6 protein-coding genes are annotated in these 13961 nt (G+C 74.4%); 3 read left to right on the forward strand and 3 right to left on the reverse strand.

Features of this window, described 5'->3' with window-relative positions:
- Positions 1 to 455: 455 nt before the first annotated feature.
- Complete coding sequence (locus BUE48_RS09510; protein ID WP_286989651.1) at positions 456 to 614, reverse strand: hypothetical protein; 159 nt, start codon at positions 612 to 614, stop codon at positions 456 to 458.
- Between the two features lie 224 nt (positions 615 to 838).
- Here BUE48_RS09510 and BUE48_RS09515 point away from each other — a divergent pair, with 224 nt between their 5' ends.
- Entirely contained in the window at positions 839 to 1648 is an 810-nt protein-coding gene (locus BUE48_RS09515) for a hypothetical protein (RefSeq protein WP_012852262.1), read from the forward strand.
- 31 nt (positions 1649 to 1679) lie between these two features.
- Here the strand turns inward: BUE48_RS09515 and BUE48_RS09520 are convergent, their stop codons facing one another.
- Together BUE48_RS09520 and BUE48_RS09525 are read right to left on the reverse strand one after the other, a co-directional pair.
- The gene (locus BUE48_RS09520; protein ID WP_286989652.1) at positions 1680 to 3638 is read right to left on the reverse strand and encodes an MBL fold metallo-hydrolase; all 1959 of its coding nucleotides are present in this window, start codon (positions 3636 to 3638) and stop codon (positions 1680 to 1682) included.
- Positions 3635 to 9328 carry a hypothetical protein gene (locus BUE48_RS09525; RefSeq protein ID WP_286989653.1) on the reverse strand — a complete coding sequence of 1898 codons (5694 nt, stop codon included), beginning with the start codon at positions 9326 to 9328 and terminating at the stop codon, positions 3635 to 3637. Before BUE48_RS09525 ends, BUE48_RS09520 begins: the two co-directional genes overlap by 4 nt.
- Before the next feature lie 573 nt (positions 9329 to 9901).
- Between BUE48_RS09525 and BUE48_RS09530 the strand changes: the two genes are divergently transcribed.
- Complete coding sequence (locus BUE48_RS09530) at positions 9902 to 11977, forward strand: N-6 DNA methylase (RefSeq protein WP_286989654.1); 2076 nt, start codon at positions 9902 to 9904, stop codon at positions 11975 to 11977.
- 150 nt (positions 11978 to 12127) lie between these two features.
- On the forward strand, positions 12128 to 13927 hold the full coding sequence (locus BUE48_RS09535) for an ATP-binding protein (RefSeq protein WP_217265463.1): 1800 nt from the start codon (positions 12128 to 12130) through the stop codon (positions 13925 to 13927).
- Positions 13928 to 13961: the final 34 nt, after the last annotated feature.

Below are 13961 nucleotides of genomic sequence, written 5' to 3' on the forward strand. Positions count from 1 at the left end.
GTTTATTTCGCCACACTCCCGGGTTTTCTTCGGCCTCCCCCTTTTTGAGACTCTCACTCATCAGGGTGATACCTGGATTTATCGGACCGCATGGGGGTTCGGTGCTCTGAACAATGCGGGGCCGCGCGCCCGGCTGAGAACGTACGCGCGGCCGGTCCGTCTCTCCTTGCGTCCATCACTTCCGGGACGGGCCGGTCACGCAAGAGAGGGCGCCTCCGGAGGAGGACCCGGACGTGCCGCGCCGGGAGGAGAAGTGCGGCCGGTCTCCCGCCGGGTTGAACGCCGGCCCGCAGATCTTCGGGGAACCCCGCCCCAAGATCTGCAGGAAACCGGGATCTCGCCGTCCGGTCTGATCGTGCAGGCTTCCATATTGCCGCCGTCCTCGGTCACGTACAAATCGCCATAGCCGGCGGCTGCGGCTGCGATGAGCGTAAGGGGACCGGATGAAATCCCTTTCACGTGCGCGGTGAAATCTCGCGCGCATTGAATTTTTTCGCCACGCCGTCTCGGGCGTCGAAGACCGGAGGACTGATGGCGCCCGGTGCCGGGGCGTCCCAGGCCGCCCGCACCGCCCCCGGCTGCGGCTCACCCGTCTTGACCTGCGAAGACAGCATGCCGAAAAGGCTCGGCCCGCAGGGGCCGCCCCGCCGTCCCTGACCGGGGCGCCGCCGTCTTGACCCATGGGAGCGGCAGCGGGAAGGGCTCATCGCCGCCGAGCGGCCGCACGCCCGGAGACGTTCGTTTCTGTGCGCTTATCCACAGAATCGCCTTCTGCTGCCTGCCGGGTTCTGTCACGGAGAGGATCGCCGTGGAGGCTTTTTCGGGAAAGGAGCACTTCATGGCCGAACCCGCCGCCAGGGCCGACTATGGATTCGGGCAGCTGGCCGCCGAACTCGATCTCGCCCGCTGGCAGATGCGCCTGGCCCGGGAACGCGGCCTGATCCCCCCTCCCGACCTGGAGGGCGGACGCTGGTCGGCGGCCGTCGCCGAGCAGATCGCCGGGCATGCCGCTCAGATCCGGGCGGCCCTGGGGGAGGACCCGCCGATCGGCGCGGTCAAGGCCGCCCAGCGGCTGGCCGTGCGCGTCGGCCTGGACGTGGAGCCGGCCGACATCGAGGTGCTGGTGCTCTCCGGAGACCTGGAGGTGGTCCACCGCTACCAGGGCCGCCCACTGTATGACCCGCACGACCTCGACGCCCTCGACCCCGAACGGGTCACCGAGGTGGTGGCGGCCCGCAAGGGGCCGCGTTTCGCCACGGTCGGCGCCAAGGGAGCGGCCACGCTGCTCGGCTGGCCCAAGAGCCTCTTCCTGCGCGTCGCCGCCCAGCGCGCCCTGCCCGTCGACCGCCTGGGCCGGTACGCCCTGGCCGACGTCCGGGCCCTGGCCGGCGACCGGGAGCTGCAGGCGGCCGTCGCCGAACAGCAGCGGATCATGGCCCTGGAGGCCGCCCGGCGCGAGCAGACCCGCAGCGAGCAGGTGATCCGCCGCTGGATGCGCGACTGCGACGACTACCTTTCCCAGGCCACCGACCGTCCCCCGGACTCCGCCGAGCTGACCCGCGCCCTGCGCGCGCTGACCGCCGCCAGAACCGCCATCCGCCTCCACCGGGAACCGGCGGCCGAAGGCGCCCAACCGGCCGTGCGTTGAGCTCTTTGCCGGAAAACCGCCGGAGAAAAGGTCAGCTCCAAGGACGGGTGTCGACGGTGCGGTGGTGGCGGACGTGCAGGATCTCGCGGAAGGCGCGCTGGCGGAAGGGCAGGCCGTGGACCAGCATGGTCTGGCGGGCGGAGACCTCCTTGGCGATCTGCAGCAGGCCGTGGCGGTCGGCGTGCGCCGACAGGCGCACCTGGTGGACCCGGGCGCGCAGCGGCACCGGCCGGTTGCCGGGCAGCAGGTGTTCGGCGGCCCCCTCCCGGACGTCCTGCAGCAGGCGGCGCCCGCCGGAGGAATCGTCCTGGTAACCGGCCAGCAGCACGGCGCTGTGCGGCTCGGGCAGGATGCGCGCCGCCCAGTCCACGGCGGGGCCGCCGGTCAGCATCCCGGCCGGGGCGATGACCACGCCCTTGGTGAAGCCGTCGAAGTCCCGCGGGTGGCCGGCGGCCGTGACGTTCCCGCCGAAGATGGACAGCCGGCGCTCCCCGGGCCCGTCGGCCGTCTCATAGACGGCGCTCACCTCGGCGGCCATGCCGTCGATCAGCACCGGCACGTGGGGCAGGTGCTCGCGCAGCAGCAGGGCCAGCTCCTGGGCACGGCCCAGCGCGAAGGCGGGGATCAGCACCCGTCCGGCGGCGGCGTGCACCTCCTCGACGATGCCGAGGAGCTCGCCGACCCGGGCCCGGTGGTCGCCGTGCTCCTCACCGCAGCAGGTCGACTCCAGCACCAGCAGGTCGGCCCCGCGGGCGCCGTCGGGCAGCCGGTAGCCGTCCACGCTGGCCTGCCGGAAGCCGGAGATGTCACCGGTGATGACCACCCGCCGCTCGCCCGCGCTGATCACCGCCCCGGCGGCGCCCAGGATGTGCCCGGCGGGAAACAGCTCGACGGTCAGGTCGCCGACCCGCCGGGGAGCGCCGGTCGGCAGCTCCTCCAGCCGTTCCATCGCGACGTCCACGGCGTCCTGCTCATACAGCGGCGTCCACGACCCTCCGCTGGAGGCACCGGCGGTGTGCCGGCGCATGACCTTCAGCGCGTCCTGCCACATCACCGGCATGAGCCGGCAGCTTTCGGGCGTGGCGATGATCCGCAGCCGGGGCAGCCGGTGCGCCAGCGCGGGCACATAGCCGCAGTGGTCGTTGTGGGCGTGCGTGACGATCACCGCCTCGGGCCGCGCGGTGAGCGCCTCGGCGACGTCCCGCGGCGGCTGCGGCGGGGTGCCCGGCCGGATGCCGGCGTCCACCAGCAGGCTGGTGTCCCCGGCCTCGACCAGCAGGCACGAGCCGCCGATGTGGTCGTCGCCGCCCAGCGGCGTCACCCGCAGCTCACGGCAGCGGCCCACGCTCAGCGACGCCGGCCGCGGCGGCTCCAGCAGTTCCCGCAGCCCCCTGCGCAGCGCATCGGGTTCGGCCGCGGCGCCGTCTGCGGGCTGCGGCAGCGCGGCCAGCAGCGCGGCGGCCAGCGACCGGGGGTTTTGCAGCCGGCGCTGCTGGGCCGCCAGCCGGGCCCGCAGCCCGGCCAGCTCCTCTTCGGCGTCGGCCATGCCGCGGCGCGCCTCGGCCAGCTCGGCTCGCAGCCGGGCCGCGTCAGCGTGCGCGTATTCCAGCTTCTGGCGGAAGGAGGCCAGCTTCTCCCGCAGCTTGTTGCGCGCCTCGGTGAGACGGCGCACCTTGCGCTCGGCGGCGGCCGCGGACCGGCCGCCCGTGCCGTTCGCGCCGTTCAGCAGCCGCCGTACCCCTGCGGCGACCTCGGGGTCGGGGTGCAGCAGCAGCCGCCCCGGCCCGCTCGCCGAGCGCAGCAGGTCACGGGCGGCGGCCCGCAGCGTCGGGGACGCCTCGATCAGGTCCAGCAGCCACTCCCGCCGGTTGCGCACCAGCTCGGCGGCCCGCCGTTCCGGTCCCGCATAGCGCGGCCGCGACAGCACGACCCGCGCCGCGGCCTCCAGCGCCTCCTCCACCGAGGCCAGGGCGTGCTCGTCGCCGCTCACCGCACCTCACCGCTGTTTCTGGTGGCCTCGGCCAGGACCGGCTCGCACTGCAGCTCGTGGGGGGCGTGCGGGGCCGGCACCAGGGCGCCCAGGATGCGCAGAACCTCGATGACGTCGTCGACGGTGCGGTAGCCGTGCTGGTGAAGGGAACGCGGGGACAGGGGGTGATCCTCCTCCAGGTCGGAAGGGGCGAGCAGATCGGCCAGGTCGGCGGGGGACCCGGAGCCGGCGAGGTCCACCAGCTCGCGCCAGGCCGCGGCGACGGGCGGGCAGCAGCGCACCCCGGCGGCCTCCACCAGGTCGGCGGGGCGGTCGCGCAGGTGACGCCGGCAGCGCTCCAGGGCCTGCTGCTGGTCGGCGACCATGTCGCCGCCGAGCACGATGCTGATCAGCATGGGCCACCCGCCGGTGCAGGCCAGCAGCTCCTCTTGGCCGCGCCGGTTCTGGAAGGCGTGCGCCGCCTCGCGCATCCACTGCCGGACCGCCGCGGCGTCGAAGCGGCGCAGCTGCATCAGCTCGGCCCGCCCGCCCAGCTCCGGCAGCGGCTCGGGCCCGCCGGACTCGCGCACCGCCAGCCACAGCGGCGCCAGGGCGGGCGGCGCGGTGAACACCACCGCCAGCGTGCCGTCGTTGCGGCCCCGGTGGCGGGAGATGATCTGGCAGGCGTCCCGGATCTGCCGCCGGGCCTGCGCCAGGGTCCGGCCCCGCAGCCCGACCACCACCAGGGTGTGGCCGGGCCGGTCGCGGGCGTCGCGCACCGCGTCGTCGAAGGTCAGGCCGTCGGAGCGCACCGGCACCACGGTGACGTCCTCGTGCCGCTCCTCCTCGGCCTGCAGCGCCATCGGCACCCGCTCCAGCTGCAGCGCCCCCGAACCGGCGATCACGTGCACCAGGTTGGCCCGGGTCAGCAGCCGCGAGATCTGCCCGCCGGTCAGCGGGGAGCGCTCCGGGCCCGCCCCGTAGGCGGGACGGTAGGAGTGCACGTCGAAGGAGTCCGGCAGCTCCAGCTCCTGCGCCCGCGTCAGCACCTGCTCGACCTGCTCGGCGCCGCCCAGCAGCTCCAGGATGTAGGGGGTGCGCAGCCGGTAGCGGTCGCCGTCCCGGATCAGCACGCCCAGCTCCACGCTCTCTTCCAGCAGCCCGCAGAAGGCGTCCAGGGAGCAGTCGGCGAAGCCCTGCGGCCACCAGATGTCCCGGCACTCCTCATACAGCGCCCCGACGGGCATGCCCTGCTCGCCGTCTTCGTCGCGGGCGTTGAGGGCGATGGTGTAGGCGATGACCTTGTAACGCTGGTCGAGGTTGATCGTCCACTCGAAGCGTTCCCGGAAGCCCTCGGCCAGGCGGGCGTCGGCCCACACCGCGTCGATGTCGTCGCGGGTCACCTCATACGGCAGGGCGTGCTCGCCGACCGGGCGGGAGCGCAGGTGCCGCAGCAGCGCGTCGGCGAACAGCTGGATCAGCGCCGGGGCGTTGTTGGCCTTGGCGATGATCCGCGCCGCCAGCGTCTGCGGCACCCGAAAGCCCAAGGCGGCCAGCGGCCTGGTCAGCAGGTCGAAGGCGTCCTGGGGGGCCAGCGGCCCCACCGAGATGGGCCTGCCCAGGTTCCCCAGCGGCTGGTTGGACAGGCCCTTGAAACGCGCCGTCTGGTGCAGCCCGGCGAACACCACCTTCACCCGCCGCTCGGTCTCGCTCATCAAGTCGCGCAGCGCCCCGACGTTGGCAAAGCGCGCGCCCTCGGCGTCCCGGTTGAGGAACTCATCGGCCTCATCCAGCAGGATCAGCAGCTGGCGGCGCGGGTCGCCGTCCAGCCACCGCCGCACCGCCTGCCGGATCGGCTCCGGGCCGCCGGCGCCCGCCGGCTCGCCGACGTCGATCCCGGCCTCCTCCAGGCCGCGGCGCAGCGTCGGCCAGATCGCCGAGGCCGGCGCGGTCCGTCCCACGTCCGAGATGCTCTTGAAGATCACCTTGCGGTGCGGGTCGCTGTCGGTCACCTGCCGCCGGGCGGCCTGCAGCAGCGCCGACTTGCCCAGCTGGCGCCCGCCGTACACGATCGACCCGCCGGAGCGGTCGATGACCTGCTGCAGCTGCTCGGCGCGCCCGTAGAACATCTCCTCGGGCACATCGCCGGTGGACACGAACGGGTTGCCGGCGGTGAACGGCGCCAGCAGCGCGACGGTGGTGCTCCAGTCCGCTCCCGGGCGGCAGGCCAGGTAGCCGATGGCGGCGTCGTCCAGCACCGCGACCGGGTGGGGGCGGCGCCGCACCGCCTCCGCCAGTGCCCGCCGGTCCTCCACCGACAGGGTGCCGAAGTACCACACCAGCACCGTCTGGTCGCGCGGCTCGTCCCCCATCAGGTCGACGAGCTGCTGCGGGTGCGGCCGGTTCCACACCAGCAGCAGCCGCAGCGTGTCGCCGGAGGGGCTCATCCGCGACCCGAAGGCCGGCAGCAGCGCCTGCCCGTGCCGGCGGACGCCGGACAGCTCGATCCAGGTGCGGCCCTTGGCGCTGCCGCCGGGGTGCTGCTCGCCCTCCAGCCCGATCAGCCGCAGGATCGGCTCGATCATCGTCTTGAGGTTGCCGGCGGTCTTGGGACCGCCGCCGGCCATCCGCCACCTGCGCAGCGCCTCGGCGCCGACGTCGCGCCGCTGGGAGGCGGCCAGGTCCAGCCCGGCCTCCGCCAGCAGTTCGGCCAGCCGCTCGTCGGCGACGTGCCCGTCCCCCTGCAGCGCCTCGATCAGCACGTCCAGGGCGGGGTTGGGGTCGGCGGCCCGCCGCCCCTGGCGGGGGCGCAGCGCGTCGAAGACCCGGGGGAAGGCGGGGAAGAACCGGGCGAAGTCCCCCGGCTCGGCGGGCGCCTCCGGCAGCGGACGCCCCTGTTTGGCCTGGACCAGGAACTCCCGGGCGGTGGTCAGGTCGCCGCTGTCGAGGTACTCGCCGATCCGCTCGGCCGCACCGGCCACCGCCGGCCGGTGCAGCTCGGCCGCCAGCTCCCGGCGGACCTTGGCGACCTCCCGTTCGACCAGTTCGGCCAGCTCGCCTTCGATCTCCTCCAGGCGCCGTCCCATCCGGTCGAAGTCGGCCCGGTCGGTTTCGGCCAGCGGCTGCAGCCGGCCCTCCAGCCGGGTGGCGTCGCGTTCGCCCAGCACGCCGTCGCGGCGCAGCCGCGCCAGCTGGTCGCGCAGCTTCTCCACCCGGGCGCGCTGGGCGTCGCGGGATTGCGCCACCAGCTCGGCGCGGCGCCGCCGCAGCTCGTCTGCGCGGCGGTCGCCGCCCAGCACCTCCACGATCGCCGCGGTTCCGATGTGGTCGCCGCGTTCGGCGCGGGCCTGGAAGGCCGCCTCCCAGTCCGGCTCGCTCTCCGCCAGCGCCACCAGGTCGGCCGGGGCGGGGGGTTGCGCCGGCTCCAGCGAGCCGGCGGCCAGCGCGATGCCCGGCGCCGCCGGCAGATCCCGGCACAGCACCAGGTCGACCCGGTGCGGCTCGGCGCCCAGCGGGCGCATGCGCAGCAGTTCCAGGGTGTCGGTGAGCAGCCGGCGGGCCTCCTGCGCCGCCGCCGTGAGCACCTGATCGCCCCCGGCGGCGATCTGTTCCAGCTCCGCCAGGCACCGCTCGCCGAGCTCGCCGGCGGTCCGCTGCAGGGCGGCCAGGTGCGTCTCCGGCCCCTGCTGCGGCCCGGCGCCGGCCGCGGCCGTCTGCTCGCGCACCGCGCCGCTCCACCGGTTGGCCACATCCAGCCCTTCCTCCAGGAGCTCGCGCAGCTTGCGGCGCGCCCCGGCCTCGATCCGGCGCTTGACCCCCTGGCCGCCCAGGCTGCGGGTGACGGCGTCGATGAGCCGGTCGACCCCGTCGGCGCGCAGCGCGTCCACGCCCTGGCGGACCTGGTCGGCCCGCTCGGCGTCATCGGCGGCGGCGATCGCCAGCAGCCGTCCGATCTCCCCGTCCTCGTGCAGGATCAGTTTCAGCACCTCGGTGGCGCGCTGATACTTGATCTTCCTTGCCGGCACCTCGGCCAGCATCCGCCGGGCCCGCCCGGCCAGTTCGGCCCGGCGCTCCTCGGCCCGGGGGACGTCGCCGAGCCGGTTGGAGATGCCGGGCTGCAGGTAGACGCCCTCGGCCCCGGCCTGCAGGAACGCCTCGCCCAGCGCGGCCAGGGCGGGACGGGCCGACACCGCCGCCGGGGGCCTGCGCAGCAGCTCATCGGACTGGCCGGTGGGCTGGACGATTCCCGAGCGGATCGCCGAGGCCCAGGCCAGCAGCTGCCCGGCCGGGTCCTCCTCCAGCGCCTCGCCGGCCAGGCCGTGCGCGAGCTGCGCGTAGGCCGCCGACATGCGCCCGGCGAACTCGGTCGTCTCCAGCGCGATGGCCGCGGCGTGCCTGGCCCGCACCTCGGCCTCGGGTCTGCCGGCCGCCGCTCGCAGCCATCCGGCCAGCGCGGGCCGCCCGCTGCGCAGCGCCGCGGCCTCCGCGGCCGCCAGGCGGGCCGCGTCCACTTCGCCGCGTGCCCTGCCGCACTCGGCGGCGTCCCCGCCGCCCGGAAGGGAGCCGCCTTGGGGGGTTTGCCGCCCCGGATCGCTTTGCGCGGCGGCTTTGCCGCGCGTGGCGGGTTCCCCTCTCCGTTCGGAGGCTTCTTGCATCACCGGGCTACGGGATGGCGGGGCGGCCCGGCCGTCCAGGGCGGGCTTGCGCCGGGCGTCTGGGCGCTGGGGAGCGCGGTGCGCGGTGGGCTCGTCGTGCGGCTTCGGCTCTTGAACGGCCTTTAGAGCGCTCTGCGGGGTGGTGCGGTTGGAAGACTCCGGCTTGCGCGAAGGCTCCTGTTCCTCCTGAGGGGCCGGGGCGCTATGGGAAGCGGTGGCGTGCCGGGATCGCGGGTCGCTCGCAGAGGCCGACTCTTCCGGGGAGGCGGGGGCATCGTCGGGTGTCGGCGCGGTCTCGTCCTGCGGCGGCTCCTCGGCGGACGCCTGCCGCCGGGCGGCGCGCCTTTCGGCATCGGCGATCAGCAGCTCGTCCAGATCGTCCAGGGGAGGCTCGTCGGGGGCCGGGCGGGGCGGCGGGATGACGGGGACGGGCACATCGTTCTCTTTTGCGTCCTCTTCTTCCGCGGAGCCGGGCGCCGGGTCCTGCGGAAGGTCCGCCCCGTCCTGCGCGGCGGCCCGGGATGGGGCGGCGTGCTCTGGCGTGCTCACCGACAGGTGCCCGCCGATCGCCGCCATGACCACCGGGCGGTGCCGCTCGGGGAGCAGCTCTCGGAGTGTCTGCGCCAGGCGGTCGATGCGCTCCAGGGCCCGGGGGTCGGTGTCCCCCCGCCGGCACAGCTCGATCAGCTCGGCCAGCTCGGGCAAACCCTCGTGCCGTCCGGTCTCGGCCAGGTGCCTGATCTCGGCGAGCAGCTCATCCAGCGCGGAGGGGCCGGTGAGCGTGGTCAGCGCGCGCACGGCGGCCGAGCGCTCCAGCCGCCGTGCGGCCGCCTCCACGGCCCGGGACAGCCCTTCCAGGCTGGGCTCGGCAGGCGGTTCGCCGAGCGCGCTCAAGGTCTGGTGCAGGTCGTCGAAGGCCCGCACCGCGGCGGTCAGCGCGGCGGTCTCGGCGTCGCCGGGCCGGCGCCCCTCGCTCAGGGCGGCGGTGATCGCGCCGGTGGCCGTGGCCGCCGCGGCGAAGCGTTCCCGCACCTTCTGAAGACGGTCGCGCAGCACGGCCGCTTCGGCGGGATCGCCGTTCCCATTGCCGGCAGGGGAGCCGGGGCGCGATGACGATGGCGGGCCGCTGTCACGGCCATGGCCGGGTCTGTGCGGATCACCTCTCATGGGACCTCCTGGGCGCGGCGATCGGTGCCAGAGCTGTGACGTTAGCCCCATCAGAGGGGGCATGCGCATGTTTGCTGTGGATTGGTCATGGTGGTCAAGGCGACCTGAGATTCCGGTCCGGCCAATGAGCAGCAGAGGTATATATGGAGGACTGATCACCTGTTGTGAATCGGATCAACGATGTCAATCATGGTCAGGCAGTGACGAGATGGCCGCCCGCGTCGGAGGGGGCCAAGGGGGGAGAGTCGGGCGGCTGCGCTTCGTGACAGCGGGGGGCAGGGTGAGCGGATAAGTCGATCGGGACGGGGCCGGCTCGCGGACTTGGAGCCGAGCGGCCCGGCAGTGGGCCATACTGTTATCGTGAACACAATCGACCAACAGAATAACTGTTGAAGGTATAAAGACAACCGAGTACTGTGAAGGGCCCGCGTCGCTTTTCGTGGCGCCCGATCGGAGAGGCCCATGGGTCAGGACGCGATGGTCACCGCCGCCGACATCGCCCGGCTCGCCGGGGTCGGCCGGGCGGCGGTGAGCAATTGGCGCAGGCGGCACGACGACTTCCCCGAACCCGTCGGCGGCACCGCCACCAGCCCGGTGTTCTCCCTGGCGCAGGTGCAGCAGTGGCTGCGCCGCCAGGGCAAGCTGCGGCGGCCGGTCGATGACGAGCACCTGTGGCAGGAACTGCGGCGCATCGCCGAACGGACCGGCCTGGCCGAGGCGTCGGTGTTCGCCGGGGCCTTCCTGACGTATCTGCACCGCGACCCCGAGGACTGGCGGCGCCTGGCCGCGAGCACGGACCGGGAACTGGCCGCCCGCCTGCCGCGCCGGATCAAAGCCGTGGTCAGGGAGCTGCCGGGGGGAACAGGCCTGGGAACGGCGCCCGGGGCGGCACTGCCGGCCGACTGCATCCCGCTGGTTCGGAGGCTGGCCGCGCTGGCCGAACGGCGCGGGCCGGTGGAGGTCTTCGAGTTCCTGCGCGAGCGCTACCTGAGCCGCCACCGCCGCCGCGTCTACGAGGCGCCCCCGCAGGTCGTCGCCTTGGTCTCGGAACTGGCGGACTCGCGGGTGCACACCGTGCTGGACCCCGCCTGCGGCTCCGGCGCCTTCCTGCTGGGAATGCTGGAACGCCCCGACCCGCCGCGGCGCCTGCTGGGACAGGAGGCCGATGAGGCGGTGGCGCGGCTGACCGCCGTCCGGCTGGCGCTGCGCACCCCCGGTGCGCGGATCCGGCTCGGGGACGGGCTGCGCGCCGACCGTTTTCCCGACGCCGCGGCCGACCTGGTGGTCACCTGCCCGCCGTTCAACGACCGCAACTGGGGACATGAGGAACTGGCCACCGACCCCCGCTGGCGGTACGGGCCGCCGCCGCGCAGCTGCTCGGAGCTGGCCTGGGCGCAGCATGCGCTGGCCCGCTGCCGGCCCGGCGGCCTGGTGGTGCTGCTGATGCTCCCGGCCGCCGCCCTCCGGCGGGCCGGCCGCCGCATCCGCGCCGAGCTGCTGCGCCGGGGCGCCCTGCGCGCGATCATCGCGCTGCCGCCGCAGGCGGTGCCCGGCATGGCCTGCCATGTGTGGGTGCTGCGCCGCCCCCGCCCCGGGGACCGGCCGCCCGGCCAGGTGCTCATGGTGGACGTCTCCGGGATCGGCGACGACTTCGCCGCCCCGGCCGCCAAGCTGTGGCACCGCTTCGCCGCCGCCCCGGAGGCCGACCTGGCCGAACCCGGCCTGGGCGGCGCGGTCCGCATCATCGACCTGCTCGGCGAGGAGGTCGACCTGACCCCCGCCCACCACATCCCCCCGCCCCCCGCCGCACCCGCCATCGAGCAGGTGGCCGAGCTGCGCGCCGAGCTCGGCGGCCGGCTCGGCGAGCTGGCCGCTCTGCTGCCGGAGGTGGAGGCCGGCGGCGAGGGCTTCCCGGCCCCCATGATCAGCCTCGCCGAGCTGGCCCGCCTGGGCCTGCTGCGCATCCTGGGCGCCCTGCCCCCCTCCGGTGCGCCGCCGGCCGGCCGCGCGGAGGAGGACGCGCCGCCGCATCCCGACCCGCCGGTCCTGACGGCCGAGGACGTGGCGGCCGGCACCGGCCCCTCCGGAAAGGCCGATGGGCTGCCGCCCGGCACCCGCATCGCGATCCGGCCCGGCGACGTGCTGGTCCCCACCCTCCTGCACCCTCCCATCGCCCGGGTGGCCGGCGAGCGCGGCGCGGTGCTCGGCCGTCACCTGGCGCTGCTGCGCCCCGACCCGGCCCGGCTGGACCCCCACTTCCTGGCCGGCATGATCCGCGGATCCCGCGGCCACCGGCACCGCGCGGCCCTGTCCGCCACGCTCCGCCTGGACGTCCGCCGGATCGAGATCCCGCTGCTGACCGTCGAGGAGCAGCGCCGCTACGGTGAGGCGTTCCGCCGCCTGGAGGAGTTCACCGCCGCCTTGAACCAGGCCGGCGACCGATACGCCGAGCTGGCCGCCCTCATCGCCGACGGCCTGGCCGACGCCACCTTGCGTCCCCGCGACGACACCCCGCCCGTCCCGGAGGAACGACCGTGAACGGCGCGTCTTCCCCGCATCGCCGGCCCCAGGGGGCGGCCCGCTCGCGGGCGAGGGCACCCGGCGCGGGCGCTTTGGCCGACATCTGTCACCGCGCGGGTCTACCCTGCGGAGAACGTGTGAAAGCCGTGTAGCCCGGGGTGGGATTGCTTGGACGGTACAGACGGGGTGCGTGATCACAACGGGGCCGCCGGGGCGGCGGAGGGACGGATCGTGGGCCGGGTGCTGGGCACCCAGTCGGCCACGCCGCTGTCGTTCTGGGTGGGGCTGGAACCGGGGCAGGTGGTCCAGCTCGATGAGGTGGTGGCCACCCGCCGGCAGCTGCCGGACGGCGGATCGGTGCTGGTCGCCGGGGTCGTCACCGACGTGCAGGCCAGGCACGAGGGCGCGGCCTACGACTCGGACGTCTTCCTGATCGCCGACGGGGTGCTGCCGGCCCAGGTGGTGGAGTCGGCCGAGGTCACGGTGACGCGCGTGGAGCCGGAACTGTACGTGCCGCCGCTGCCGGGCGCCGTGGCCTACCGGGCCGGCGACCGGGACCGGGAACTGGCGCTGTACTTCGATGTGATGAAGCGGCGGGTTCCGGTGGGGCTGGGCCGCGACGGCGAACCGGTCCATGTGAACCTGGAATTCCTGGACGGCACCCGCGGCGCCCACGTGTCGATCTCCGGGGTGTCGGGGGTGGCGACCAAGACCTCCTTCGCCACCTTCCTGCTGTATTCGATCTTCAACTCCGGGGCGCTGGGCGCCGAGGCCGCCAACACCAAGGCGCTGATCTTCTCGGTCAAGGGCGAGGACCTGCTGTTCCTCGACCACCCCAACAACCGCCTGGACGAGCGGGCCCGCGACGCCTACGCCCGGCTCGGGCTGCCGGCCGGGCCGTTTTCCAGCGTGCACATCTTCGCCCCGCCCCGCCCCGACGACCCCAACGGCGTCCCGCACGTCTCCTCGCGCACCCAGGGCGTCAGCCCGTTCTACTGGACGCTGACCGAGTTCTGCCACCAGGAACTGCTGCGCTACGTCTTCGCCGACACCGAGGACGAACGCGCCCAATACACCCTGCTGATCGGGCAGATCGCCGCCCGGCTGCGGCGGGACGCCCAGCAGGCCGGCGACGGCGGGGCGGTGCGCATCCGCAAGCCCAACGGCGACCTGGGCACGGTGTGCCGCACCTACAAGGACCTGGTCGACCTGATCGAGACCGAGCTGACCGACGAGGACACCCGCGCCGAATGGGCCGGCGGCCTGATGGGCATCGGCACCATCAACGCCTTCCTGCGCCGGCTGCGCTCGTCGGTGCGGCCCCTGGAGGCCATCGTGCGCGGCGACCTGCCCGCCCGCGAAGGCCGCTCCATCAGCACCTCCGACGCCCAGGTCACCATCGTCGACCTGCACAACCTGCCCGAACGCGCCCAGCGCTTCGTGGTCGGCACGGTGCTGCGCCAGGAGTTCTCCCGCAAGGAGAGCACCGGCAGCGCCCGCCCCCTGCTGTTCGTGGTGCTGGACGAGCTGAACAAATACGCCCCCCGCGAGGGCGGCTCGCCGATCAAGGAGATCCTGCTGGACGTCGCCGAGCGCGGCCGGTCGCTGGGGGTGATCCTGATCGGCGCCCAGCAGACCGCCTCGGAGGTCGAGCGCCGCATCGTCGCCAACTGCGCGGTGCGGGTGGCCGGCCGGCTGGACGCCGCCGAGGCCGCCCGCGCCGAGTACGGCTGGCTGCCCCCGGCGGCCCGCGCCCGCGCCACCATCGCCAAGCCCGGCACCATGTTCGTCTCCCAGCCGGAGATCCCGGTGCCGCTGGCGGTGGAGTTCCCCTTCCCCGCCTGGGCCACCCGCCCCGCCGAATCCGACGCCGCCTCCCGCGCGGACGCCCCGCCCGCCCCGCAGGTGCCCCGGCAGGCCGCCGACCCGTTCGCCGGGCTCGCCGAAGACGACGATGTCCCCTTTTGAGATGCCCCCTTTCAACGTGCCCTTGTGATCCCCG

The sequence above is a fragment of the Thermomonospora sp. CIF 1 genome (genome assembly GCF_001896795.1).
GTDB classification, from domain to species: domain Bacteria; phylum Actinomycetota; class Actinomycetes; order Streptosporangiales; family Streptosporangiaceae; genus Thermomonospora; species Thermomonospora curvata.